This is a genomic window from Cryobacterium sp. CAN_C2, from assembly GCF_015751745.1.
GTDB lineage: Bacteria > Actinomycetota > Actinomycetes > Actinomycetales > Microbacteriaceae > Cryobacterium.
The window spans coordinates 1-24,827 of the sequence record NZ_JADOUX010000029.1; the positions used below are offsets into that span (position 1 = coordinate 1).

The 24,827-nt window shown below is 65.6% G+C and carries 21 protein-coding genes and 1 pseudogene; 14 read left to right on the forward strand and 8 right to left on the reverse strand.

Translation table 11 applies throughout. From position 1 onward, the window contains the following. Positions 1 to 95 precede the first annotated feature (95 nt). Complete coding sequence (gene ald, locus IWX77_RS15960) at positions 96 to 1,211, reverse strand: alanine dehydrogenase (protein WP_196845541.1); 1,116 nt, start codon at positions 1,209 to 1,211, stop codon at positions 96 to 98. Positions 1,212 to 1,447: 236 nt separating this feature from the next. Between ald and IWX77_RS15965 the strand changes: the two genes are divergently transcribed. Genes IWX77_RS15965 through IWX77_RS15980 form a run of 4 tightly spaced genes read left to right on the forward strand, consistent with a single transcriptional unit; the run spans position 1,448 to position 5,584 of the window. Beyond that, positions 1,448 to 2,662 (forward strand): ABC transporter substrate-binding protein, encoded by a 1,215-nt coding sequence (locus IWX77_RS15965; protein WP_196845558.1) that lies wholly within the window; start codon positions 1,448 to 1,450, stop codon positions 2,660 to 2,662. Continuing rightward, a complete protein-coding gene (locus tag IWX77_RS15970) occupies positions 2,662 to 3,861 on the forward strand; it encodes an ABC transporter ATP-binding protein (protein ID WP_196845542.1) in 1,200 nt (399 codons plus the stop codon). Before IWX77_RS15965 ends, IWX77_RS15970 begins: the two co-directional genes overlap by 1 nt. A gap of 2 nt (positions 3,862 to 3,863) precedes the next feature. Further along, complete coding sequence (locus tag IWX77_RS15975; RefSeq protein WP_196845543.1) at positions 3,864 to 4,781, forward strand: ABC transporter permease; 918 nt, start codon at positions 3,864 to 3,866, stop codon at positions 4,779 to 4,781. Next, positions 4,778 to 5,584, forward strand: coding sequence for an ABC transporter permease (locus tag IWX77_RS15980; RefSeq protein ID WP_297414051.1), 807 nt, complete (start codon positions 4,778 to 4,780; stop codon positions 5,582 to 5,584). Before IWX77_RS15975 ends, IWX77_RS15980 begins: the two co-directional genes overlap by 4 nt. A gap of 1 nt (position 5,585) precedes the next feature. Here the strand turns inward: IWX77_RS15980 and IWX77_RS15985 are convergent, their stop codons facing one another. Continuing rightward, entirely contained in the window at positions 5,586 to 6,578 is a 993-nt protein-coding gene (locus IWX77_RS15985; RefSeq protein ID WP_196845544.1) for an asparaginase, read from the reverse strand. Positions 6,579 to 6,582: 4 nt separating this feature from the next. After that, positions 6,583 to 7,956 (reverse strand): 4-aminobutyrate--2-oxoglutarate transaminase, encoded by a 1,374-nt coding sequence (gabT, locus tag IWX77_RS15990; protein ID WP_196845545.1) that lies wholly within the window; start codon positions 7,954 to 7,956, stop codon positions 6,583 to 6,585. A gap of 138 nt (positions 7,957 to 8,094) precedes the next feature. Between gabT and IWX77_RS15995 the strand changes: the two genes are divergently transcribed. From IWX77_RS15995 to IWX77_RS16005, 3 genes are all read left to right on the forward strand, one after another. Next, positions 8,095 to 8,577, forward strand: coding sequence for an OsmC family protein (locus tag IWX77_RS15995; protein WP_196845546.1), 483 nt, complete (start codon positions 8,095 to 8,097; stop codon positions 8,575 to 8,577). Between the two features lie 134 nt (positions 8,578 to 8,711). Then, positions 8,712 to 9,071 (forward strand): PadR family transcriptional regulator, encoded by a 360-nt coding sequence (locus IWX77_RS16000; RefSeq protein ID WP_196845547.1) that lies wholly within the window; start codon positions 8,712 to 8,714, stop codon positions 9,069 to 9,071. Then, positions 9,068 to 10,147 (forward strand): hypothetical protein, encoded by a 1,080-nt coding sequence (locus IWX77_RS16005; RefSeq protein ID WP_196845548.1) that lies wholly within the window; start codon positions 9,068 to 9,070, stop codon positions 10,145 to 10,147. Before IWX77_RS16000 ends, IWX77_RS16005 begins: the two co-directional genes overlap by 4 nt. A 98-nt stretch (positions 10,148 to 10,245) precedes the next feature. On the opposite strand, the gene IWX77_RS16010 is transcribed toward IWX77_RS16005, so the two are convergent. Continuing rightward, complete coding sequence (locus IWX77_RS16010; RefSeq protein WP_196845549.1) at positions 10,246 to 11,592, reverse strand: aminotransferase class III-fold pyridoxal phosphate-dependent enzyme; 1,347 nt, start codon at positions 11,590 to 11,592, stop codon at positions 10,246 to 10,248. A 54-nt stretch (positions 11,593 to 11,646) separates the two neighbouring features. Next, a complete protein-coding gene (locus tag IWX77_RS16015; protein WP_196845560.1) occupies positions 11,647 to 12,330 on the reverse strand; it encodes a lysophospholipid acyltransferase family protein in 684 nt (227 codons plus the stop codon). Between the two features lie 215 nt (positions 12,331 to 12,545). On the opposite strand from IWX77_RS16015, the gene dxr reads away from it, so the two are divergent. Next, entirely contained in the window at positions 12,546 to 13,628 is a 1,083-nt protein-coding gene (gene dxr / locus IWX77_RS16020; RefSeq protein ID WP_196845550.1) for a 1-deoxy-D-xylulose-5-phosphate reductoisomerase, read from the forward strand. A 6-nt stretch (positions 13,629 to 13,634) separates the two neighbouring features. Here dxr and IWX77_RS16025 read toward each other — a convergent pair whose 3' ends face one another. Both IWX77_RS16025 and IWX77_RS16030 read right to left on the reverse strand, forming a co-directional pair. After that, positions 13,635 to 14,117: a hypothetical protein gene (locus IWX77_RS16025; RefSeq protein WP_196845551.1), complete on the reverse strand. Its 483-nt coding sequence runs from the start codon at positions 14,115 to 14,117 to the stop codon at positions 13,635 to 13,637. 8 nt (positions 14,118 to 14,125) lie between these two features. Beyond that, positions 14,126 to 15,346, reverse strand: a complete 1,221-nt coding sequence (locus IWX77_RS16030; RefSeq protein WP_297414058.1) for a serine/threonine-protein kinase — start codon at positions 15,344 to 15,346, stop codon at positions 14,126 to 14,128. A 110-nt stretch (positions 15,347 to 15,456) separates the two neighbouring features. Here IWX77_RS16030 and IWX77_RS16035 point away from each other — a divergent pair, with 110 nt between their 5' ends. From IWX77_RS16035 to IWX77_RS16045, 3 genes are all read left to right on the forward strand, one after another. Beyond that, positions 15,457 to 16,836, forward strand: coding sequence for a M50 family metallopeptidase (locus tag IWX77_RS16035; RefSeq protein WP_196845553.1), 1,380 nt, complete (start codon positions 15,457 to 15,459; stop codon positions 16,834 to 16,836). 287 nt (positions 16,837 to 17,123) lie between these two features. Next, a complete protein-coding gene (locus IWX77_RS16040; protein ID WP_196845554.1) occupies positions 17,124 to 18,431 on the forward strand; it encodes a sensor histidine kinase in 1,308 nt (435 codons plus the stop codon). Next, the gene (locus tag IWX77_RS16045; RefSeq protein ID WP_196845555.1) at positions 18,428 to 19,084 is read left to right on the forward strand and encodes a response regulator transcription factor; all 657 of its coding nucleotides are present in this window, start codon (positions 18,428 to 18,430) and stop codon (positions 19,082 to 19,084) included. Before IWX77_RS16040 ends, IWX77_RS16045 begins: the two co-directional genes overlap by 4 nt. A gap of 690 nt (positions 19,085 to 19,774) precedes the next feature. Here IWX77_RS16045 and IWX77_RS16050 read toward each other — a convergent pair. Further along, positions 19,775 to 20,959 carry an acetyl-CoA C-acetyltransferase gene (locus tag IWX77_RS16050; RefSeq protein ID WP_196845556.1) on the reverse strand — a complete coding sequence of 395 codons (1,185 nt, stop codon included), beginning with the start codon at positions 20,957 to 20,959 and terminating at the stop codon, positions 19,775 to 19,777. Between the two features lie 344 nt (positions 20,960 to 21,303). On the opposite strand from IWX77_RS16050, the pseudogene IWX77_RS17535 reads away from it, so the two are divergent. From IWX77_RS17535 to ispG, 3 genes and pseudogenes are all read left to right on the forward strand, one after another. Next, positions 21,304 to 22,140 (forward strand): annotated as a pseudogene (locus IWX77_RS17535) (alpha/beta fold hydrolase); the annotation flags it as partial. 153 nt (positions 22,141 to 22,293) lie between these two features. Then, positions 22,294 to 23,400, forward strand: coding sequence for an alpha/beta fold hydrolase (locus tag IWX77_RS17540; RefSeq protein ID WP_442784472.1), 1,107 nt, complete (start codon positions 22,294 to 22,296; stop codon positions 23,398 to 23,400). A 70-nt stretch (positions 23,401 to 23,470) separates the two neighbouring features. Next, positions 23,471 to 24,625: a flavodoxin-dependent (E)-4-hydroxy-3-methylbut-2-enyl-diphosphate synthase gene (gene ispG / locus IWX77_RS16065; protein ID WP_196845557.1), complete on the forward strand. Its 1,155-nt coding sequence runs from the start codon at positions 23,471 to 23,473 to the stop codon at positions 24,623 to 24,625. Positions 24,626 to 24,827: the final 202 nt, after the last annotated feature.

A 24,827-nucleotide genomic window follows, 5' to 3' on the forward strand; every position in this document is an offset into this window, starting at 1 on the left:
ACCGGTGACGGCCCTGAACCGGTGACGGCCCTGAACCGGTGACGGCCCTGAACCGGTGACGGCCCTGAACCGGTGACGGCCCTGAACCGGTGACGCTAGACCAGAACCTCCGCCACGGGCTGGTGCGTCATCTCGTGGGCGAGTGCGACGGGAGCGCTGGTCAGTCGCCCCTCGAAGGTATTGAGCCCCTGGGACAGCGCGGTGTCAGCGCGCAGCGCGTTCACCCAGCCGAGCGTGGCAAGAGCCCGCACATAGGGCAGCGTCGCATTTGTCAGGGCATAGGTCGACGTGTGTGGCACAGCCCCGGGCATGTTCGCCACGCAGTAGAACAACGACCGGTGCACGGTGTACGTGGGGTCGGCGTGCGTGGTCGCATGGCTATCGGCAAAGCAACCGCCCTGGTCGACGGCGATGTCCACGAGCACGCTGCCCGGCTTCATGCGCGACACGAGCTCGTTACTGACCAGCTTGGGTGCCTTGGCGCCCGGAATAAGCACCGAGCCAATGACCATATCGGCCTCCGATACGGCCTTGTCGATCTCGAAGCTGTTCGAGGCGATGGTCTTGACGCGGCCGAAGTGCAGGGTGTCGATCTCGCGCAGCCGAAACAGGTTGGTATCGAGCACGGTCACCTCGGCACCGAGGCCGAGGGACACCTGCATCGCGGCGGTGCCGGCGACACCGCCACCGAGCACGACGATCTTCGCCGGATGGGTACCGGGAACGCCGGGCACCAACAGGCCAGGGCCGCCGTTCGGCTTGAGCATGGCATTGGCCCCGACGATCGGCGCGAGGCGGCCGGCGACCTCACTCATCGGTGCCAGCAACGGCAAGGCCCGGGAGGGCAACTGCACGGTTTCATAGGCGATCGCGGTGACACCGCCCGCGAGCAGGGCACGGGTCAACTCGGGTTCGGCGGCGAGATGCAGATAGGTGAACAGCACGAGGTCGGCGCGAAAATAGCCGTACTCGCTCGCGACGGGTTCCTTGACTTTGAGCAGCAGCTCGGCGGCCGCCCAGATGCTCGCGGCGTTCGGCAGAATCGTCGCACCGGCAGCGGAATACTGCTCATCACTGATCGAGGAACCCACGCCGGCACCGGCCTGCACGAGAACGTCGTGACCGTAGAGGACGAGATCATGCACTCCAGCCGGCGTGATCGCCACCCGAAACTCATTGTTCTTTATCTCGGTGGGAATTGCGATTCTCATTTCGCTCCTCTGCCGAAGCGTTCAGCGCCGCTCCTGCGCACCACCTTAGTCTCGACGAACCGACGATTCCGAGTGCGAATGTTGCGAGTTTGTGCTGATTTCGTGACAAATCGGTTGCAAGATCAATGATTTGAACTCTTTCAGGTGTTTCCACCGTCGATATGTGCAATTATCGACCAACTCGCAACGCCGCGAGCCCTGACCGTTTGCGTGCCCAGAATGCTAGGAGAACCATGATGAAGTCCAAGCCGCTGCCCGCCGATCCGATGATCCGCCAACTCATTCGCCAGGCGCAAAACGCACAGATGGGCCGCCGAACTCTGCTGGCCGGCGCCGGTGCCGGGGCGACAGCGCTCGCGCTCGCTGCGTGCTCCTCCGGAACCGCAGCCAAACCCACCGCCGCCGCCGACACCTCGGCCAACGACAAAACCATCCGTTGGGACAACTGGGCCCTGTACATTGACGTCGACGACGCCGGCAACTACCCCACCGTCGACGCGTTCAAGGCGCAGACCGGTCTCTCGGTCAAGTACACCGAGGCCGTCGATGACAACAATTCCTACTACGGCAAGGTGAAAGACCAGCTTGCCCTCGGCCAGGACATCGGCGCCGACGCCGTGTGCCTGACCGACTGGATGGTCAGCCGCATGATCCGGTTCGGGTACACCCAAAAACTCGACCACGCCAACATCCCGAACCTCGCCAACCTGCTCCCTTCGTTGCAGGACGTCGACTTCGATCCGGGGCGCGCCATGAGCGTGCCGTGGCAGGGCGGTTTCGCCGGCCTGGCCTGGAACAAGGAGAAGTATCCGCAGGGCCTCACCTCGGTCGAAGACCTCTGGGTACCTGAGCTGAAGGGGCGCGTCGGCGTGCTCTCCGAAATGCGCGACACCATGGGACTGATCATGCTCGACCAGGGCGTCGACATCTCCGGTAAATGGGGCGAAAAGGAGTTCACCGCCGCCATCGACGAGTTCAAGAAGCAGGTGTCCGACGGACAGATCCGCAACATCAAGGGCAACTCCTACAAGGAGGACCTCGCCAACGAAGACACCCTGGCCGCGATCGTCTGGTCCGGTGACATCGTGCAGCTCAACGCCGAAAACGGCGACAAATGGGGCTTCGTCGTTCCCGAAAAGGGCGGCACGCTCTGGAACGACAATTTCGTGGTTCCGATCGGCTCACCCGGCAAGAAAAACGTCGAAGAACTCATCAACTATTACTACGACCCGGCCGTCGCCGCCGAGGTCGCCGCCTACGTCAACTACATCACCCCGGTCGTCGGCGCCAAGGAAGCCATGATGGCCATCGACCCGACGCTGGCCGAAGATCCGCTGATCTTTCCCGACGACGCGACCCTCGCCAAGGCCCACGTCTTCCGAGGTCTCGACGGCACCGAGGAACAGACCTTCAACGCCCAGTTCCAGGCGATTCTGCTGGGTGCAGCCTGATGGCCGTTGGTGCGTTCGCCGATCGTGGCGCCGACCTGGAGCTGGTCGGCATCGAGAAACGTTTCCCCGGGTTCACCGCCATCGAAAACCTCCACCTCACCATTCCGGCGGGGTCATTCTTCGCACTACTCGGACCCTCGGGCTGCGGCAAGACGACCACCCTGCGGTTGGTCGCCGGCCTCGAAGAACCAACCAGCGGCCGCATCCTCATCGGGGGTGAGGATGTGACCGATCAGAAATCCTTCCAGCGTCCGGTCAATACCGTATTCCAGAGCTACGCCCTCTTTCCGCACATGACCGTGTTGGAGAACGTCGCATTCGGGCTGCGCCGCCGCAAGATCGGCGACCCGGTGGCCAAAGCGCACGAGGCGCTGCTCCTGGTTGAGCTCGATCATCTCGCGCACCGCAAGCCACAGCAGCTCTCCGGCGGCCAGCAACAGCGCGTCGCCCTGGCCCGTGCCATTGTCAACCGGCCGGCACTGCTCCTGCTCGACGAGCCCCTCGGGGCCCTCGACCTCAAGCTGCGACGTCAAATGCAGCTCGAGTTGAAGACCATCCAGGAAGAGGTCGGCCTCACCTTTCTGCACGTGACCCACGACCAGGAGGAAGCCATGACCATGGCCGACACCATCGCGGTCATGAACAAGGGCCGCATCGAACAAATGGGCGAACCACAGCAGCTCTACGAACTGCCCAAAACCGCGTTCGTCGCCAACTTTCTCGGCCAGTCCAACCTGTTCACCGGCCCGGTCGTCTCCACCACCAGTTCCGCCATCGCGGTCGACGTGTTCGGGCAGCAGATCGTTGTGCCACTCAAGCGTGCGCATCGGGTGTCGGGCGAGGTCACCATCGGTGTGCGACCCGAGAAACTCACCCTGCACGCCGACGCGCCCACCCATGATTCCAGCCGCAACGTGATGGGCCCGGGCAAGGTCATCGACGTGTCGTTCAGCGGGGTCAGCACGCAGTACCTCGTAGCCGTGCACGGAGTCGGCACCCTGGTCGTGTTCGCCCAGAACGTGGCTTTCGGCCCGGCCGCGCAGGTCGGCGCCGAGGTCTGGCTCAGCTGGAACGTAGATCACGGCTTCGGCCTCGACGACGATCCGGCACAAGCCCCCCGGTTCGAGGCAGACCTTGACACCAGAACCATCGCCCAACAGCGACGCTCATCGCTGATCACGGAGCTTGAGGAGGCCTAGCGATGGCCTTCGCCGCATTCTCGTCGACGACCGCGCCGTCGACCGATCCGGTCGCTCGGCGTCGAAGCCCCGTGGCCTTGTTCTTGCTGCTGCCGGGCATCCTCTATCTGGTGCTGTTCTTTCTCACCCCCTTGGTGTCGCTGCTGCTGACGTCGTTCCAGGCGCCGCGGGAGTTCGGCGATATCGGCCAGTACGACTACGCCTTCCGCTGGCAGAACTATGTCGAGGTCGTCACGACCTACTGGCCGCACATCGTGCGTTCGTTCAGCTATGCGCTGGCGGCGACGTTCTTTGCGTTGCTGATCAGTTACCCGCTGGCGTATTTCATCGGAGTGAAGGCCCGCAAATGGCCGCTGCTGCAGAGCCTCATGCTCGTGCTCGTAATCGCGCCGTTCTTCATCAGCTTTCTGCTGCGAACCCTGGCGTGGAAGCAGCTGTTCGCGGACGAGTCCTTCGTCGTGCAGTCGCTGAAGGCGCTGTCGCTGCTGGGGCCGGAAGCCCACGTGACCGGTACCGCTTTCTCGGTGATCTTCGGCCTGACCTACAACTTCATACCGTTCATGACCCTGCCCCTCTACACGACGCTGGAACGGCTCGACGTGCGCTACCTCGAAGCGGGCAGCGACCTCTATGCGAGCCCGTTCCAGGTGTTCCAGAAGGTCACCATTCCGCTGTCGATGCCCGGCATCGTGGCGGGTACCCTGCTCACCTTCATTCCAGCGGCCGGGGACTATATCAACGCCGGCCGGGACTTTCTTGGTGGCACCGGCACTCAGATGATGGGAAACGTGATCGAGGCGAACTTTCTCGTGCTGCAGAACTATCCCTCGGCGGCGGCCCTGTCGATCATTCTGATGACCGTGATTCTCGTGATCGTCAGTATTTACGTCAAACGATCCGGAACGGAGGAGCTGCTGTGAAACTCTCCCTCGGCAAGTGGCTGCTACCCGTGTACAGCTCTCTGGCGCTTTTGTTTCTGATGATTCCCATCGGCTACACCTTCATCTACTCGTTCAACGACTCGCTCAAATCGAACATCACGTGGCGCGGTTTCACCTTCGACAAGTGGCTCAACGTCTGCAACGTGCAAAACGGCGCCGTCTGTCAGGCCTTTGGCAACAGCCTGATCATCGGGGCCATTGCCACCGTCGTGGCGACCACCCTCGGCACCATGATCGCGATCGCCATTGTGCGTTACCGGTTCAAGTTTCGGTCGCAGACCAGCCTGTTCCTGTTCTTGCCGATGGCCACCCCGGAGGTCGTTCTCGGCGCCGGCCTGGCGGCCCAGTTTCTGTCGCTCGGTGTGCCGAAAGACATGCTGACGATTATTCTCGCGCACACCATGTTCTGCATCAGCTTCGTCGTGGTCACGGTCAAGGCGCGTGTTGCGAGTCTCGACCCGGCGCTGGAAGAGGCCGGCCGTGACCTGTACGGTTCCGCCTGGCAGGTGTTCGCGCGCATAACGTTTCCGCTGCTGCTGCCGGGCATTCTGGCGGCCGCGCTGTTGTCGTTCGCGCTGTCGTTTGACGACTTCATCATCACGAACTTCAACTCCGGAGCGGTGACGACGTTCCCCAAGTACATCTACATCTCGGCGGCGCGCGGCATTCCGGCCGAGGCCAACGTGCTCGCCTCGGCCGTGTTCATTCTCGCGCTGGTTGTGGTCGTGACGGTGCAGGTGTCGGGGGCGGCGAGGGCACGGCGGCTGGCCAAGATGAGCTGAGCTAGACGTAGCTGGCGCGAATCTCCCCGACGGGCAGGCCGCCGCCGGTGACGGTGAGGCCGAGCTCGGGGAGAAGCTCGGCTACATCCGTGCGCTGGAGCGCACCGGCGTCGGCGAGCAGGCTCAGCGCGACCGCCGCAGCGGCGCGCAGATTGCCGTCGAGAATCTTCAGCGCCACGGTCGTACCGTTCTCAGCGGCAGCGACCATGATGCCCTCGGCGCCTCCCTTCACGAACAGCCCGAGCCGGTCGATCACGATGCTGTCGGAGTGGCCGGGGCCGGCCACGACCCAGCCATTGGCGCGCACCGCTTCGGCCAAAAACCCGGCCTCGCGGTAGATCGCAAACGGTGAGTTGGACTTGCTCGTGGCGATGCGCGCGATTCCACGGGCCAGTCCGGTGAGTGAGATCGCGTGCACGGGCGCACCGCAACCGTCGACGCCCGAGGTCAGAGGTCGTTCGCCGGTGAAACGTTCGAGCACGTCGAGAATGCGTTTTTGCAACGGATGCGCCGGCTCCAGATAGCCCTCCAGCGGCCACGCGTTCTGCTGGCACGCCACGAGCATCGCTGAATGCTTACCCGAGCACTCCATGTAAACGGGAGCCTGGCCGGCGCCGAGGCGCACAAGGGCATCGCGGGCAGCGGAGTCGATCGGCCAGGCCGCCGGGCAGGCGAGCGCCGTCTCGGGCACTCCGGCCCGGGTGAGCAGCCCGCGCACGAGGTCGATATGTGCGGCGGTGCCGCTGTGACTTGCGGTGGCGATGGCAGCATCCGCTCCCCGCAGGGCAACCCCGCTCGCCATGACCGCGACGGCCTGGAAGGGTTTCAGCGCCGAGCGCGGAAAGACCGGGCTGGTCACGTCGCCGAGCGCCCGCAACACCTCACCGTTGGTGCCGAGCACGATCGCCGATCCGGCGTGTCGGGACTCGACGAAGCCGCTGCGCTCGACGACGGCGAGTTCAACGGAATCGTCGACCGTAAAGGTTTCCGTCACGAGATTAGAGTGCGGCCATGGCGTCGTCGATCACCGAGAGGGCATCGACGATGAGCGTATCGGACAGCGCGAGGCTCGGCAGAAAGCGCAGCACGTTGCCGTAGGTGCCAGCGGTGAGCAGCAGAACGCCGTGCTGGCCGGCGTAGGTGGAGATGGCGCTCACCGCGGCGGCGTTGGGTGCCTTCGTGGTGTCGCCGGTGCCGGGCTGTACGAGCTCGATGGCCATCATGGCGCCGCGACCGCGAATCTCGCCGATGATGTCGTACTTGTTCTTCAACGCCGTCAGGCCCGCGGTGAGGGACTTCTCGATGCGCTGGGCCTCCCCGAGCAGGTTGTTGGCCTCGATCGCGTCGAAGACGGCGATCGCTGCGGCGCAGGAGACCGGGTTGCCACCGAAGGTGCCGCCGAGGCCGCCGGGCTGCGAGGCATCCATAATCTGGGCGCGGCCGGTGACGGCGGCGAGCGGGAAGCCGCCGGCGATACCCTTGGCACTGAGCACGAGGTCGGGGATCCAGCCGAAGTGCTCACTCGCGTAGTACTTGCCGGAGCGGGCCATGCCGCTCTGAATCTCATCGGCGATCATGACGACACCGTTTGCGGTGCACCATTCCTGCAGCAGTGGCAGGTAACCGTCGGCCGGAACCATGAAGCCGCCCTCGCCCTGGATGGGCTCGACAACGAGGCAGGCCAGGTCGCTCGCGCCGATGACCTTCTCGAGGTAGGCGATCGTGCGGGCGGCAGCATCCGCTCCGTTCAAACCGTCGTGATACGGGTAGGAGCTGGGGGCGTGGTAGACGTCGCTGGCGAGGGGGCCGAACCCGGTGGCATAGGGCATGGCCTTGTAGTTCATTGCCATGGTCAGCACGGTGCGACCGTGGTACGCGTGGTCGAGCACCGCGACGGCGCGGCGGCCGGTGTACTTGCGGGCGATCTTCACGCCGTTTTCGACGGCTTCGGCGCCGGAGTTGATGAGCACGCTCTTCTTCGGGAAATTACCAGGCGTGTGCTCGGCGAGTAGCTCGGCGACGCGCACATACTCTTCGTACGGCGTGACGGTGAAGAGGGTGTGGATAAAATCCTGAGACTGTTCGACGGCAGCGGCGACGACGCTGGTCTCGGTGTGGCCGATGGTGGTCACGCCGATTCCGGCGCCGAGGTCAATGAACTGGTTGCCGTCAACATCGACGACGATTGCGCCGTTGGCCTTGGCGATGTATACCGGGAGCATTGAGCTGACGCCGTCGGAGACGACCGCCCGGCGTCGCTGATGCAACGCGGCCGAGATCGGACCGGGAATAGCGGTCACGATCTTTCGTTCTTGGGCTACCGGGTAGGTAGCGATGGCAACGGCGGCGGAGTTTGTGAGGGTGTCAGTCATGGTGCTTCAACTGTACCTATCCTTACTGTGTCGATCCATTCCTTACTGTGTCGATCCATTCCTAACTGTGTCGATCCATCGTGGCGCGTGGGTTGGGGTGCGAGAATCTTGAGGACACCACAGATTCAAGGGGGAGCCATGATCGGCGAACACAATTACGCGGTGCAGATCGAATGGACCGGCAATCGCGGAACCGGAACGAGCAACTATCGCGAGTACGGCCGGGAGCACACGATCACGCCGACCGGGAGGGGTGCAGCTGAGAAAGCAGTCATCCAAGCCTCGGCCGACCCGACTTTTCACGGCAACGCCGAACGGTGGAATCCCGAGGAGCTGCTGCTGGCCGCCCTCAGTCAGTGCCACATGCTGTCCTACCTGCACGTCGCCGTGCGCCATGGCATCGTCGTCACGGCCTATGCGGATGCCGCGGCTGGCGTCATGAAACAACATTCGGGCGGCGGTGGCCGCTTCGTCTCGGTTACCATGCACCCCCGGGTCACCATCTCCGACCCGAACCAGGTGGAGCTCGCGCAGTCACTGCACGCCGAGGCAGCTCGTGAGTGTTTCATCGGAGCGTCGATGAACTTTCCGGTCGGACACGAACCGGTCACCACCATCTAACGGCGTAACGCTCCCCAACTCACGGCTCGGCGAGGACTGACCCCGTTACGCTTGACGTGGTAGTGCGGTTTACATAGTAGTGTGGGATCCGTTGAAGGCGCACGTGGACGCCCAGACCGATCGAAGGGGATGCGATGGATACCACCCAGTTACTCAAGGGGGTGCTCGATATGGCCGTCCTGGCCGTGATCGTCGACGACGACGGCTACGGCTATGACATTGTGCGCCGCTTGCGCGCCGCCGGGCTCGATCAGGTCGGGGATGCCTCGGTCTACGGCACCCTGCGTCGGTTGTACAGCGCCGGGGCGCTGTCGAGCTACGTCGTCCCCTCGGACGGCGGACCGCACCGCAAGTACTACGGAATGAACCCGCACGGCCGAGCCATGCTCGCCGAACAGCGCGCGAACTGGACCCACTTCGCCGACACCCTCACTCTGCTGCTCGAGAAGCCGCTACCCACCGTTCACCTACGCACGATCGGCGACAACTCATGAGCGACACCGCCACCACCACCCGGTCCATTCGTGACTTCGCTTTGGCCGTGCGAGCAGCCCTGAACGATCTACCGATCGACGATGTCGACGACCTCACCGACGGCCTCGAGGCCGACCTGACGGAGCAGGCCGCCGATTTCTATGCTGCCGACGCCGCTGCGTCCGACTGCGAGCTGGGCGATCCTGTCGTCTACGCCGACGAGTTACGCACTGCCGCCGGGCTTCCCGTGCGGGGAGTGGCGCCCACAGTTCGGGTGTCGCGGCTGCGACGGCTGCGCACCCGGACCGGTGCGATGCGAGCCGGTGCCACCCGGCGCATCCGCTCGAGTGCGGCCGGCAGCCAACTGCTCGACTTTCTGGTCGTGTTGCGCCCGTTGTGGTGGGTCGTGCGCGGCTGGGTCGTCTATGCGGTCGCGGAGATTTTTTTGGGAGGCGCGATCAGCACAGTGCCATCCGATCCGGTGCGCTGGCTCGTGCTCGTGGCCTTCGTGATTCTGAGCGTGCAATGGGGTCGCGGCCGGTGGCTGCCCTGGCGCTGGCTTTCCGGATTTCGCACCGTGGCCAGTGTGTGCACGGTCTTCGCGCTGCCGTTGGTGCTGATTGTCACGGCGCATCAAGCCAGCGCGCAGAACAGCGCGGTCGAGGACCACAACCCGTACATCGCACCGGGACTCATGCAGAACGGCCAGGAGGTGACCAACGTATTCGCCTATGACGCCGACGGTCAGCCGCTCACCGACGTGCAGCTGTTCGACCAGAACGGGCGTGCGCTCAACGTGGTCAACGACCCGGCCGACACGCACTATCTGCCCCAGTTTGATGCGGCCGGCGAGCAGGACATGGTCGTGCCGAGCCAAATGGTGCCGGGCGGCAGCGGCTGGAACGTGTTCCCGCTGCGCCGGGTGTCGTCAACGGACATCGACTACACCTTCGATTCTCTTGGACAGGTCTACCAAGCGGATGCCGTACCAGCGCCGTTTCCGTTCGCCCAGGTGCAGCCGCTCGTCGAGGTGCCCGAGGCGGGGGAGCCGGCACCCGGGCCGACAGCATCCACCGCGCCGGCGGCGGGACAATGATGCGCGAGTCCGCCGGTGCGCTGGTCGTCATCAGTCCGTCGGCCATTGCCCTGCCGACCCAGTCGGTCGACATCACCGACGGGATCGTGGCGGGGTGACTACGCGGGGTAGGCTGCGACGAGGGCGGTGAGGGCCTCTTCGAGCACTGTCGCGGCGTCGTCGATGAGTTCGTCGGAGATCACGAGGGACGGCATGATGCGCAGCACGGAATCCCAGCTGCCGGCATCCAGCGCGATGACACCGTTCGTGGTCGCGTGCTTGATGACGGCGGTGAGCGCCTCCGGGTAGGGCTTCTTGGTGCCGGGGTGCACGAGTTCGACGCCGAACATCGCACCCTTGCCGCGCACCTCGCCGACGATGGAGAACTTCTCGGCCCAGTCGCCGATGCGTGCCCACAGTGCAGCCTCGACCCGCTGCGCTTCGCCGAGCAGGTTGTCGCGCTCGATCAGGTTGAACACCGCGAGGGCGGCTGCGGTCGAGACCGGGTTGCCACCGAAGGTGCCGCCGATGCCGCCGGGCTGCACCGAATCCATGATATCGGCGCGGCCGGTGACGGCGGCGAGCGGAAAGCCGCCGGCAATACCCTTGGCCGTGGTGACGAGGTCGGGCACGACGTCGTGGTGCTCGATCGAGCACCAGACACCGGTGCGGGCGATGCCGGCCTGAACCTCATCGGCAACGAAGAGGATGCCGTTCTCCGTGCAGAATTCTCGAATGCGCGTGAAGTAGCCGGGTGCGGGGATGACGATGCCGCCGTCGCCCTGAATCGGCTCGACGAAGAACGCCGCGATCTCGGTCGCCCCGATGTGGGTGTTGATGTAGTCGATGGTCTTCTCGGCCGCTTCGAGACCGCTCAAACCATCGCGGAACGGGTAGCTCGTCGGCACGCTGTAGATTTCGCCGGGGAACGGGCCCATTCCGGCGCGTTCCGGCCAAGGCCGGTACGTCATCGTCATGGTCAGGTTGGTACGGCCGTGAAAGGCATGGTCGAGGGCCACGATTGCCCGGCGCCCGGTGAACTTGCGGGCGATTTTCACCGCGTTCTCCACCGCTTCCGCGCCGGTGTTGACGAGAACCGAGTGCTTTTCAAAGTCGCCGGGGGTGATCTCGGCCAGTTTCTCGGCAACGGCAACGTAGTTCTCGTAGGGAGTGACGGTGAACAGGGTGTGGGTCAGCTTCGCTGCCTGAGCGGATGCTGCCGCCGCGACCTCCGGATGCGCGTGACCGATCGTGGTCACCCCAATGCCGCAGCCGAGGTCAATGATCTGGTTGCCGTCAACGTCGACCAGGATGGCTCCCGCGCCGCGGTCCATATAGATGTTGGCGAGGGTTCCGGCGCCGCGGGCCACCGTCTTCTCCCGCCTGGCCTGCAGCTCAACCGACTTGGGGCCGGGAAGAGCCGTCACGAGCTTGCGTTGCTGGGGCACCGAATACGTTGCAGTCATTGATCCAGCCTATGACTGTTGGCTGGGCCCGCCGACCGTAGCAGATCCTTGTCGCTACAGGCGTTCGCGCGGAAAGACCCGATGGGCGAGGCGATTAAGGGTGCCGACCGGCGGGGATTCGTTGTAGGCATGGGCTAATTCCTGGCCGGACAGGCCGTGAATGGCCGCCATGATCTCATCCGTTGCCTGGCGGCGGGCCTTGCCCGACGTTGCCTGGCCGTGGTGGCTGAGGTCGAGCGGTTCGCCGAAGCTCACGGTGACCTTGCGAATGCGGGGCACCTTGGTGCCCACCGGCTGAATTTCCTGCGTGCCGATAAGTCCGACCGGAACGACCACGGCACCCGTGGTGAGGGCGAGCCAGGCGACACCGGTTCGGCCCTTGTAGAGGCGGCCGTCCAGTGAGCGGGTACCCTCCGGGTAGATCGCGAAGGCACCCTCGGCGTCGAGCACTGCGCGGCCCTCATCGAGGGCCGCCTGCGCGGCCTGCCCGGCGCCGCGTTCCACGCCGATCGCGCCGATCGCGGTGAAGAAGGTGCGCGAGACCCAGCCGGTGAAGCCGGTCCCGGTGAAGTAGGTCGACTTGGCCAGAAACTGCACCCGCCGGGTGGCGACGAGCGGAATGACGATGCTGTCGATGAAGGAAAGGTGATTGCTCGCCAGAATGACGCGGCCGGTGGCCGGGATATTCTCGCGGCCGAGGATGCGTGGGCGAAACACAATGCGGGCGACGGGCGCCATGATGCCGTAGCCGAGAAAGTAGACGAAACCGGGCCGCTTCACGCGCTCCCGATCGTCGGGTAGGTCTGCGGAGGAGGCGTCGGCAGCGCCGTCGGCAAAGACGGCTGCGGAATCGCTGTCTCTGGTGACGGTTGCATCATTGTCGTCGGGTTCTGCTCTGGCACCGGTCACTCGTTGACACTACGCCACTCGTGGCGTGCACGTAGCATGGAGAGGTGCAGAGAGTAATCATCCTCGGGTCTACGGGCTCGATCGGAACCCAGGCCCTCGACGTCATCCGTGCAAACCCCGAACGGTTCGAGGTGGTCGGTCTGGCGGCCGGCAGCAACCGCGAACTTCTCGATGCGCAGGCGCTTGACTTTCAGGTCGAGTACACCGCCTTGGGAGCGGATGCTGCCGAGCAGCTCGTGCGGGACGTCGACGCCGACGTCGTGCTCAACGGCATCACCGGGTCGGTCGGCCTTGGACCGACGCTCGCTGCGCTGAAAGCCGGACGTACCCTGGCCCTGGCCAATAAGGAGTCGCTCATTGTCGGTGGCGACCTGGTCAAATCGCTCGCTGCGCCCGGGCAGATTGTGCCCGTCGACTCCGAACACTCCGCCATCGCCCAGGCCTTGCTCGCGGGAACCCAGCATGAGGTGCGTCGACTCGTGCTGACGGCATCCGGTGGGCCGTTTCGCGGTTTCACCCGGGAGCAGCTCGCCCGGGTGACCCCCGCTCAGGCCCTCGCCCACCCGACCTGGAACATGGGACTCGTGGTGACCACCAACTCTGCCACCCTCGTGAACAAGGGCCTGGAGATCATTGAGGCACACCTGCTGTTCGACGTGGAATACGACCGTATCGACGCCGTCGTGCACCCGCAATCCGTGGTGCACTCGATGGTTGAATTCGTCGACGGGTCGACCATCGCGCAGGCCAGCCCGCCCGACATGCGGCTGCCGATCTCGCTCGGGTTGGACTGGCCGAATCGGGTTGCCGCGGTCGGCACCCCGATCGACTGGACCGTGCCGCACAGCTGGACCTTCGAACCGCTCGACGACGCGGCCTTTCCCGCGGTCGAACTGGCCAAGAAGGTCGGCCGCAGGGGCGGCACCTATCCGGCGGTGTTCAACGCAGCCAACGAGCAGGCCGTTGCGGCTTTCCACGCCGGGAGCATCGGCTTTCTGGACATCGTCGACACGGTGTTGCACGTGGTCGAATCCCACGAACACGACGGTGCGCTCACCCGGGAGTCGCTCGCTGAGGCCGAGCGCTGGGCTCGGGCCGCCGCCGATCGGCTCATACGCGCAGGCTGACGCACCCTAGTTGCATTCGCCGACTCTGTCCTTGTCCTTGCGGCACTCCTCGCGGGCATCGCGCGCCTTCTGGGCGGCCTCTTCGGCCGCGTCTTTGGCATCATCGGCGCGGTCCTCGGCGTTCTGTTCCTTGGCGAGGGCCGCCGCGTCGGCGACCTCCTGAGCAGCGGCTGCGGCGGCCACCGCGGCTGCGTCGATCTCCACCGTCAGATCGGCACTGACCAGGTTGATGGCGGACTGGATCGACGCCGACCGTTCGGCGCTCACCTGGCCAGCTGCGGCCGCGGTGCGCAGGTTGGCCTGCATGTGGGTCAGGAGCGACTGGGCGTCGCCGAAGTCGCCGGCCGCGGCCGCCTCGGTGATGTCGAGCATCGCGGCCTGCAGATTCTTGGCCGTGGAAGCGTGCAGGTCGACCGGCTCGGCAGCGCAGCCGGCCAGCGGCAGCAGCAGGAGTAGTCCGGAGACGGTCACGGTCAGGCGATTGCGCATACGTCGATTCACGGGTTCACGCTTTTCTGTAGCTGTTCGAGATGCGTTCCGAGGGTGCCGTCGACCGCCGGATAGTTCGGCGGAACCACTGCCGGCTCGTCGCCGCCGCGCAGGAGCAGCGCACCGAGAACGATCGCCGTGACAACGAGGGCGGCCGCTACGATCCAGAAGATGGCCGCGCGGTTGCGTGCTGCCGGTACGGGCTTGGTCCCGGTCTGCTTCCAGGAGATAGCCGCCGTTGCTGGCTTGGGCTGCGGTGCCGGTTCCTTCGTCAGAATTTCAGTCGGTGCGGCGTCGCTGAGGGCACTCGTCGGCAACAGCAGGGTGGGTGCGTCGGTCTCCGGGTTGCCGGTGGCCAGCGCGCGCAGCTGCAGAGCTGCCTCGGCGGCGGTCGGCCGGTCGGCGGCGTCGCGGGCGGTCATCGAGCGCAGTATCGCAGCCCAGTCCCGGTCGAGCTCGCTCGGGATCTCGGGCTGTCGCTGCAGCCGAGCCATCGCCGATTCCACGGCTGTTCCCGGGTACGCGCGCAGCCCGGTAAGGCACTCGAGCAGAACGAGGCCGAGCGAATAGACATCCGTTGGCGCACCGATGGCACCACCGAGGGCCTGTTCCGGGCTGAGATAGCTCGCCGTGCCGAGAAGAGACCCGGTCGCCGTGAGCCGGGTCTCATCGAGCAACCGGGCAATGCCGAAATCGGCGAGCTTGGCGTGCACGCTGCGGCCCGGAAAGCCGGAGGGCGCGAGCAGAACGTTGGCCGGCTTGACGTCACGGTGAATGATGCCCTGCTCGTGCACGTAGTGCAGCGCCTCGGCAAGATCGGCGCCCATCTCGGCCACATCAAGGCTTGGCAGCAGCGGGCCTTCTGCGATGCGCGTACGCAAGTCGGGGCCGTCGACGAGTTCCATCACGATGAACGTGCGCGGGGCGCCAGCATCACTGGTGGTACCGGCGTCGAACAGGGTGACCAGCGCGAAATGGTTCAGGCTCGCGAGCAGGGCGATCTCACCGCTCTGACGTTCGGGCTCGGAGGCGCCACCGTCGGCGCGAAACAGTTTGACGGCCACGGTGCGGCCGAGCGCGGTGTCCGTCGCGCGGTAAACGGATGCCATCCCCCCGGTGCCGATCAGGCTCTCGACCAGAAAACGGTCGGCTAACAGGCTGCCGACCGGGCCGAGTGGCTGTGGCGATAGCGCGGGCAGCTGCTGCGTGGGAACAGGTTCGTAAGTCAAGGGCACCTCCAGGTGCGTCCGCTCTCTAGCAAACCACATGCGCTTCCTAATCGGGGGGATCGGCCCGCACGGCCAGCCGCTTTGCAGCTTGATGCGGTTACTCTACGACTGTGGAAACCGTACTGCTGTTCATTCTGGGCGTCGCGATTATGGTCGTGGGGCTGGCCGTGTCGATCGGCCTGCACGAAATCGGCCACCTCGTGCCCGCAAAACTGTTCGGCGTCAAGGTAACCCAGTACATGATCGGCTTCGGGCCCACGATCTGGTCGCGCACGAAGGGCGAGACGGAGTACGGCGTCAAGGCCCTTCCTCTGGGCGGCTACATTGCCATGATCGGTATGTTTCCACCCTCCAAGAAGGGCGGAGCTCCCCGCAGCACCACCACCGGTTTCTTCGATCAGATGGTGCAGGAGGGTGCGCCGGAGAAGAAAACGAGCGCCCTGTCGACCATGGTCGACGACGCCCGCCGGGCCAGTGCGGAGACGATCGGCGAGGGCGAAGACCACCGCGCGTTCTACCAATTGCCCGTCTACAAGCGCGTGGTCATCATGCTCGGCGGGCCGACCATGAACCTGCTCATCGCGATCGTGATGTTCGCCATTTTGCTCATGGGGTTCGGCACGGCGCAGATCAGCACGACTGTCGGCAGCGTGAGCGAGTGCGTGCTGCCCGCATCGAGCGACCGACAGGCCTGCGCCGCCACCGATGAAGCCTCGCCCGGTGCTGCCGCGGGACTGCAGCCCGGCGATCGACTGGTCAGCATCGGCGGAACAGCCATCACGAGCTGGAAGCAGTCGACCGACATCATCCGAACGTCGCCCGGGCAGACCCTCGCGGTGGTCGTGGAACGTGCCGGGGCGAACGTGAATCTCACCCTCACCCCCAAACTCACCCAACGTAACGCGTACACCGACGCCAACAAGATCAAAACGGATGCCTCCGGCGCTTTGGTCACCGAGGAGGTTGGTTTCGTCGGTATTGGAGCGGCGGGCGAACTCGTGCCGCAGCCGGCGACCGCCGTGTTGCCCCTGGTCGGCGACAACATAGTCAACGTCGTGCACATGATCCTCAACCTGCCCGACCGGCTCGTGGCCGTGGCCAATGCGGCGTTCGGGCCGGGGGAGCGCGACCTGAACGGTCCGATCAGCGTGGTCGGTGTCGGTCGCGTCGCCGGCGAAATCGCGAGCATCGACACGATCCCGGTCGCGACCAAGGTCGCGAGCATGCTCGGCATTCTCGGCTCGCTCAATATTGCCCTGTTCGTGTTCAACCTCGTACCCCTACTGCCACTCGACGGCGGTCACGTTGCCGGGGCGCTGTGGGAAGGCATCCGTCGATTCTTCGCGAAGCTGTTGAAACGGCCAGACCCGGGGCCGGTCGACATGGCCAAGCTCATGCCGTTGACCTTCGCGGTCGTGATTTTGCTCGGCGGTATGAGTCTGTTGCTCATCTACGCTGACATTGTCAAGCCGATCAATTTCTTCGGGTAGTTCCCCGGCAAAAGCGGCCAATATGCCGGGATTCATTGTGCGGGCCCGGGCAGGGCGGCTCGCGTAACGAAATTCTATGAGTTGTGTTCATGCCGACGTCGTTGGCTCGAAGATTTTCGCTCGTGGGGGCCGCCGCGGGGCCGAGTACGCGTATTCTCCGCCGTGCGCCCTTGCCTGTCCTTGGTGCACGCCCGGCCCAACCCCACTACTCCCACCGGCGTACTCCGCCTGCCCGACCCCAGCTGGGGGCGGATGTCGGCGGTATGTTTCGCAAGTAGCATCGAGTCATGCCACCACACTGGGATTCCGATGCAGCGTGGTACGACCCCGACCGGCCCAGACCGGATGCTGGTGGTCGGGCCGGCTCCGGCATTCCGCGGCGGGCCCGGCTCTGGCTGCCCGTCGTCATCTCGTTCCTCGTGCAGGTACCTGCCGTCGCGATTCTCGCCTGGCCAGGGCGGCGCGGCCCCGGTTTCGGCTCTGGCGACACCGGTGGCGACATGCTGGGCGGCTTCGACGGCCACCACAGGCCGTTTGAGTTCTTCGGTGACCGCCCCGGCCTGGCCCTGGCTGGCTGGTTTCTCGCCGTTGCACTCGCCCTGATCGGTCCCCTCGCCCTCGTTGTCGCCCGCCGGTTTCCCGGCCCGGTCACCCTGGTCATTGCCGCTGCGGCCGGCGCGCTCGTGCTCGTGCGGCCCGACATCGGCGTGCCCTCCATCGCACTTGTCTTCGCGATTGTGCTCGGAATCGTGCGCGGCGCCCGGGTCTGGGTCTACAGCTCGGTCGGCTCGGTCTGGGTCGTGACGATTCTCACCGCGAGCCTCGTCAGCCCCAGCCTGCACCCGATGCGGGTGGCGTTCACCACGCTCGCGCTCGCGGTGATCATGGGCGCCGGGGAGGGCCTCCGCTCTCGAACCGAGCGTTTTGCCGAGGTGCGTCGAACAGTGGATGCCCGAAGGCAGTCCGCTGAGCAGCGCGAGCGGGTGCGCATCGCCCGGGAATTGCACGACGTGCTCGCGCACAGCCTGTCGCAGATCAACGTGCAGGCCGGGGTCGGGCTGCACCTGATCGATAGCCAGCCCGAGAAGGCGGCCGAGGCGCTTGCGAGCATCAAGAGCACGAGTAAGAATGCCCTCGACGAGGTGCGCACGGTGCTCGGGATTCTTCGGACCGGTGCCGATGAGGGCCAGGCGCCGCTCTCGCCGGAGCCCGACCTGGCCGGGCTGCCCGCGCTGATAGATTCGTTCCGTGCGCAGCACCTCACGGTCGATTTTGTTGACGCCCTCGATGCGCCCCAGGCGGCTCCCGCCGCGACCCAGCTTGCCCTGTACCGAATCTGCCAGGAGGCACTGACCAACGTGCTGCGGCATGCGAACGCGAGCAAGGCATCCGTTTATCTCGGCCCTGAGCAGGGCAGCTATTTGATCACGGTGACCGATGACGGCCGGGCGCCGGATGGCCCGATCGTGCCGGGCGGCGGACTGCTCGGCATGCGCGAGCGCGCCGAACTCAACGGCGGCAGCCTGTGGGTCACTCGCGGTGGCGCCGGCGGCGTGCGCATCGAGGCCCGCATTCCGTTTTGGAGTTCCCGATGATTCGGGTGGTGATCGCCGACGACCAGCAGCTGATTCGGGCGGGGTTTGCCGCGTTGCTTGAGTCGGAGGCCGACATTGCGGTCGTCGGCCAGGCCGGCACCGGCCGTGAAGCGGTCGACCAGGTCACCCGGCATCGCCCCGACGTCGTGCTGATGGACATCCGCATGCCGAACGGTGACGGCTTGTGGGCGACCGAGCAGATCGCCGGTGACCCACTGAACGCCGCAACCCACATTGTGATCGTGACGACGTTCGAGCTTGACGAGTATGTCGCCCCGGCCATTCGGGCCGGGGCGAGCGGGTTTCTCGTGAAAGACACCGAACCGACCGAGCTGATTCGAGCGGTGCGGGTCGTTGCCGCGGGCGATGGACTGCTCTCGCCCGGCGTGACCCGGCGGCTTCTCGAACGCATGGCTGTTGGCCTGCGCGTGGCAGCGGATGCCTCGCTGCTGTCGAGCCTGACTGATCGCGAACGCGAGGTGCTCGCCCTGGTCGGCCGTGGCCTGACCAACGCCGAGATCGGTGCACGGCTGTTTCTCAGCCCGCTCACCGCCAAGACGCACGTGTCGCGCATCATGAGCAAACTCGCGGCCCGCGACCGGGTACAACTCGTGATCGTCGCCGATGAGGCCGGGCTGGTCAGCACCGGCTGAGGACGATGCCCCCTTCGGCCGCCGCTGGCGTCGCGGAATACGCAGCGGTGACGGCCATCCCGGCTGGCCCGGGGGAGCGGAGGCCGTCGGCAGCGCCGAAAAGATCCTTGCCGAGCGATTCGCCCAGGGCGACATCGGCGAGATCGAATATCGCGCTCGCCTCGACGCACTCCGCCCCAACCGCCCGGGCCCGCAGGCGCCGTCCAGCTGAGCCGCGGGGAGTACCTGTGGCGTGCGGATCTTCCGGACGGATTGATGGCGCGGCGCGCCGGGAAAAGCGTGCTCCCGGAAATAGCTTGGGCGAAACGGCTCGAGTGAACAGCTCGAGTTCGAAGGAACGTGTTCCATGCCAGCCCCGCACCATCACCCGATCGAGTCGACGTCCCCGTCGAGGTTGATCAGCGTCTGGGCGGTCTGCGCGCAGCTCTCGACGAGGTTGTTCCACCGAATACCGCGTCAAATCTGTTGATCAAGACCTAGAATCTGCGGGCCTGTCGTTACCTCACGCCCAGATGGCAGGCGACACCAGCCGATTCGCAGAAACGGGATTGGTTCGCCGCCGACCGTGTTTGACAACGATATGAGCCGGCACTTCTACGACCAGATCGCCTGGTTCTCTTACGCGTCGGGTGCGCCGTTGCTGTGATCACTGACCTATGCCCAACGGGCCCGGTCATTCGACGTCGATCCCTAGCGCGAGAGCAGCAGTGCTTCGCCCTGGCCGCCCCCGCCACACAGGGCGACCGCGGCTTTTCCGCTGCCGCGGCGCGCGAGTTCGAGCGCTGCGTGCAGCGCAACGCGACCGCCGCTAGAGCCGATCGGGTGACCGATGGCGATGCCGCCACCGTGGATGTTGACCACGTCACTGGTCACGCCGAGATCCTTCGACGACTGTGCGACGACTGCCGCAAAGGCCTCGTTGATCTCGATCAGGTCGAGGTCACTGGCCGACCAGCCCTGACGTGCGAGGGCGTGAGCGATGGCATTCGACGGCTGCGAGTGCAGGGAATTGTCTGGCCCGGCGACCTGGCCGGAGGCTTCGATCACGGCGAGCCAGCTGAGCCCGTGCTTCTCGGCCCAGGCGCGGCTGGTGACCACGACGGCGCTTGCGCCGTCGCTGAGCGGGGCAGCGTTGCCGGCCGTGATCGCGCCGGCGGGGTCGAACGCCGGCCGCAGCTTGCCCAGCGTCGCCGAGGTACTGTCGGGGCGCACGCCCTCGTCGGTTGAGATGAGCAGCGGCTCGCCTCGACGCTGCTGCACGCTCAGCGGGGTGATCTCGTCCTCGAACACGCCGGCAGCCTCGGCAGCCGCGGCCCGCTGGTGGGACGCGGCCGCGATCTCGTCCTGCTCGAGGCGGCTGAGCCCGAGCGAGGCGATCGACTTCTCGGTCGAGAGCCCCATCGAGAGGCCATCGAAGGCATCTGACAAACCGTCATGCGCGGCGTGATCCAGCGCCGACACGGTGCCGTAGGCCCAGCCCTGGCGGGAACCGGGCAGCAGGTGCGGCGCCCGCGACATGGACTCCTGCCCACCGGCGACAACGACATCCGCTTCACCGAGGCGCACCAGGCGGGCGGCGTCGATGACCGCGGCGAGACCCGAGAGGCAGACCTTGTTGAGGGTCATTGCCGGTACGTTCCACGGGATGCCTGCGGCCACGCCGGCCTGCCGGGCCGGGTTCTGCCCGCAACCGGCCTGCAAGACCTGCCCCATCAGAACGAAGTCGACCTGTTCGGGCGCGACGTGGGCCCGCGCGAGCGCCCCGGCGATAGCTGCCGCCCCGAGCTCAACGGCGGTGAGGCTCGCGAGCTGTCCGTTCACGCGACCCTGCGGGGTGCGTGAACCGGCCAAGATTACGACGTCGATTTCGGTCATCGGGACTCCTTTGTCAATTTTTTGAGCCGGCGTTCACCGAGAACGCGCCCTGAACCAGCTTGTCACTGCTGGCTGTGTTTTTTTCATCGGGGGCGGCTACCCCTTGACAGTACCGACAAAACCAAAGAGATTTCCTATACCTGAAATCAGGCCCACGTTTCTGTTCACTGGTTCGGCAGCAGCCCAGCTCCTCGTTCACGAGGGGTAGATGCCGGGCCGCGAGTGGCGGGGCAGGCCGGCGACTTCAGCTGGCTCATCTCGCCGGGGCATCATCGTCGCTCGGGTGTGCAGGCGGCGGCATTCGCTGTGGTGGTGGTGGGCGGGACGATGAGAAACGCGGGGCAATGACTTATCGGATTACGACCGGCAGCAGCCGAGGCGGCACTAACGACTACCGTGCGTTTCAGGCGCCGATCTCGGGCGGCAGCCTGCATGGTGGGCAGTGGCGTGCCGGCGAAACCATTGGCACGCCCGTACTGGCCGTTCACGGCATCACCGCCTCGCACCTGACCTGGCCGTGGCTGGCCGAGCAGCTGCCCGGCACCCGGGTGATCGCGCCCGATCTGCGCGGGCGCGCCCGCAGCAACCACCTGCCGGGGCCGTACGGTCTGCGCCAGCATGCCGATGACCTGGCGGCAGTGCTGGACTTTCTTGAGATTGATCGGGCCATCGTGGTCGGGCATTCGATGGGCGCGTTCGTCGCCGTGTGGCTCGCCCACCTGCACCCCGATCGGGTTCAGTCCCTCGTGCTCGTCGACGGGGGCCTGCCGATTCTGCGTGAAGACGGCATTGACCCGCTTCTCATGCTCGGCCCGGCCGCCGAGCGTCTGTCCCGAACGTTTGCGAGCCGCGATGCCTATGCCGAGTTCTGGCGGGCGCACCCGGCTTTTGCGACGGACTGGTCTGAGCGTGTCGGCACGTTCGCGAACTACGACCTCGACGGCACGGCGCCGAATCTGCACCCCTCCGCCCGGCTGGAGGCCGTCGCCGAGAACGTCACGCAGCTGAACGGGTCTGACGGGTATGCGGAGGCCCTGGCGGAACTGTGTCTGCCGATGGATTTTCTGCGTGCACCGCGGGGTCTGCTGAACGAGTCGACCGCCCTCTACGACCGGGCCGCTGTCGATGCCGCAATCGAGCGGATGCCAGCCCTCCGCCGGCACGAGGTCGACGGCGTCAACCACTACACGATCGTGATGAGCGACCGTGGAGCCGGGCACGTCGCATCCGTCATCACTGACCAGCTCGACCAACGAACAACGACCAGCTCGACCAACGAACAACGACCAGCTCGACCAACGATAAATCCCGAGAAGTCAGAGAGGACTTCGCTCATGATGAACACCGTTTTCGACGGAATCACCCAGCACACAATCAGCACCGCTCGGCTCCAGGCCGGCGTGCTCGAACGACCGGCCACCAACCCGTCCGACACGGTCGTGTTCATTCACGGCAACGTGTCGTCGTCGTTGTTCTGGCAGCCGCTGATGCTGGCCCTGCCGCGCACCATACGCGCCCTGGCGATCGACCTGCGCGGCTTCGGAACGAGCGAGACGCTGCCGGTCGATGCCAGACGCGGCCTCGGTGACTTCGCCGACGATGTCGCATCGGTGCTGACCGAGCTCGGTATTGACCGGGCACATTTCGTTGGCTGGAGCATGGGCGGGGGAGTGCTGATGCAGTTTCTGCTCGACCACCCGGCACAGGTTTCAACCGTGACCCTCGTGGCACCGGTCTCGCCGTACGGTTTCGGTGGCACCCGCGGAGCCGAGGGTGTGCGGCTCACCCCCGACGATGCCGGGGCCGGCGCCGGTGGCGCCAACCCGGACTTCATTGCCCGGCTCGCCTCGGGCGACCGCACGGCCGACGCGCAGACCTGTCCGCGCACCGTTTACCAGACCGCCTACGTCAAGCCGCCGTTCAGTTCAGAGTTCGACGACGTGTGGGTTGAATCGATGCTCACCACCGCGACCGGCCCCGGAAGCTACCCGGGCGATGCATCCGCTTCGGCAAACTGGCCCGGTTTCGCCCCGGGCACGAACGGCGTGCTCAACACAATGGTGCCGCGTTACTTCAACACCAGTGCCATCGTCGACCTCGCTGACAAGCCACCCATTCTGTGGGTGCATGGCAGCGACGATGTGATCGTGTCTGACACGTCGTTGTTCGACCTGAACTTCCTCGGGCAGCTCGGCGTGATTCCGGGCTGGCCCGGGCTCGACGCGGCACCGCCGCAGCCGATGATCCAGCAGACTCGGGCCGTGCTGGCCGCCTACGAGCAGGGCGGCGGCGATACGACCGAGCTTGAACTGGTCGACTGTGGACACTCGCCGCACCTGGAGCACCCGGCCGCATTCCTGGAGGCCCTCCTCGCCCAATTCGACCGTGCAGTCGAGCAGTCGGCGACGCAGCCGATCTCGCCCGACCAGATCACGCTGTAGTTCAGGAGCGCTGTGAGGCATGGGCGGGGCCGCGCAGCTGCGGCCCCAGCTCGGCGCGTAAGCTAGGTGTGTGGCTGCTATCAACTTGGGGATGCCTAAAGTACCTGAGGTACTCGCTCCCAGACGTAAATCCCGTCAGATCAAGGTCGGAAAGGTCCTGGTCGGTGGCGATGCTCAGGTGAGCGTGCAATCGATGACGACTACTCCGACGACAAACATCAACGCGACGCTTCAGCAGATCGCCGAACTCACGGCGACCGGCTGCGACATCGTGCGCGTGGCGGTGCCCACGCGTGACGACGCTGAGGCCCTGTCGATCATTGCCAAGAAGAGTCAGATTCCGGTCATCGCGGACATCCACTTCCAGCCGAACTATGTGTTCGCGGCGATCGACGCCGGCTGCGCCGCCGTGCGTGTGAACCCCGGCAACATTCGTAAGTTTGACGACCAGGTTGGCAAGATCGCCGCTGCGGCGAAGGCCGCTGGCGTGAGTCTGCGCATCGGCGTGAATGCCGGTTCGCTCGAGCCGAGCCTCATGCAGAAATATGGCAAGGCCACCCCCGAAGCGCTCGTCGAGAGCGCCGTCTGGGAGGCGAGCCTGTTCGAAGAGCACGATTTTCACGACTTCAAGATCTCGGTCAAGCACAACGACCCGGTGATTATGGTCAAGGCCTACCGTCTGCTCGCCGAACGCGGTGACTGGCCGTTGCACCTCGGTGTGACCGAGGCCGGACCGAGCTTTCAGGGCACTATCAAGAGCGCGACCGCGTTCGGCATTCTGCTCGGTGAGGGCATCGGTGACACCATTCGGGTGTCACTGAGCGCCCCGCCGGTCGAGGAGATCAAGGTGGGCCTGCAGATTCTGCAGTCGCTCAACCTGCGCGAACGCAAGCTTGAGATCGTCTCGTGCCCGAGCTGCGGCCGGGCCCAAGTGGATGTCTACAAGCTCGCCAATGATGTCACCGACGGGCTCGCGGGTATGACCGTGCCGTTGCGCGTCGCCGTCATGGGCTGCGTCGTCAACGGACCGGGCGAGGCCCGTGAGGCCGACCTCGGTGTCGCGAGCGGCAACGGCAGGGGCCAGATCTTCGTGCGCGGCGAGGTCATCAAGACCGTGCCCGAGTCCGAGATCGTGGCCACCCTCATCGAAGAGGCCAACCGCCTCGCGGCCGAGATGCCAGCCGCAGCCCTCGGTAGCCCCACGGTCTCTGTCGGCGCGAAGTAGCCGATCGACGTCGCCCGGCTCGATGGGGCACACGTCTGTTAGGTGCGCCAGGCTGTTAGGTGCGCCAGTGGGGTTTTGGGCTGGGGGTGTTGGCGCTGGGGGTGTTGGCGCGGTGGCTGTGGGCGGGTCGCCAGGTTTGGGTGGGGTCCCAGAGGAGGGGGCCGAGGAGTTGGGGTCTTCCGTTGGTTATGCGGATTTTCCA

Coding starts and splice junctions, on each gene's coding strand:
- IWX77_RS15965 (WP_196845558.1), top strand. CDS start 1,448: ATGAAGTCCAAGCCGCTGCCCGCCGATCCGATGATCCGCCAACTCATT.
- gabT (WP_196845545.1), bottom strand. CDS start 7,956: ATGACTGACACCCTCACAAACTCCGCCGCCGTTGCCATCGCTACCTAC.
- IWX77_RS16010 (WP_196845549.1), bottom strand. CDS start 11,592: ATGACTGCAACGTATTCGGTGCCCCAGCAACGCAAGCTCGTGACGGCT.
- IWX77_RS16050 (WP_196845556.1), bottom strand. CDS start 20,959: ATGACCGAAATCGACGTCGTAATCTTGGCCGGTTCACGCACCCCGCAG.
- IWX77_RS16045 (WP_196845555.1), top strand. CDS start 18,428: ATGATTCGGGTGGTGATCGCCGACGACCAGCAGCTGATTCGGGCGGGG.
- IWX77_RS15975 (WP_196845543.1), top strand. CDS start 3,864: ATGGCCTTCGCCGCATTCTCGTCGACGACCGCGCCGTCGACCGATCCG.
- IWX77_RS16015 (WP_196845560.1), bottom strand. CDS start 12,330: ATGGCGCCCGTCGCCCGCATTGTGTTTCGCCCACGCATCCTCGGCCGC.
- IWX77_RS16025 (WP_196845551.1), bottom strand. CDS start 14,117: ATGCGCAATCGCCTGACCGTGACCGTCTCCGGACTACTCCTGCTGCTG.
- IWX77_RS16005 (WP_196845548.1), top strand. CDS start 9,068: ATGAGCGACACCGCCACCACCACCCGGTCCATTCGTGACTTCGCTTTG.
- IWX77_RS15995 (WP_196845546.1), top strand. CDS start 8,095: ATGATCGGCGAACACAATTACGCGGTGCAGATCGAATGGACCGGCAAT.
- IWX77_RS16040 (WP_196845554.1), top strand. CDS start 17,124: ATGCCACCACACTGGGATTCCGATGCAGCGTGGTACGACCCCGACCGG.
- IWX77_RS15970 (WP_196845542.1), top strand. CDS start 2,662: ATGGCCGTTGGTGCGTTCGCCGATCGTGGCGCCGACCTGGAGCTGGTC.
- ald (WP_196845541.1), bottom strand. CDS start 1,211: ATGAGAATCGCAATTCCCACCGAGATAAAGAACAATGAGTTTCGGGTG.
- IWX77_RS16000 (WP_196845547.1), top strand. CDS start 8,712: ATGGATACCACCCAGTTACTCAAGGGGGTGCTCGATATGGCCGTCCTG.
- IWX77_RS17540 (WP_442784472.1), top strand. CDS start 22,294: ATGATGAACACCGTTTTCGACGGAATCACCCAGCACACAATCAGCACC.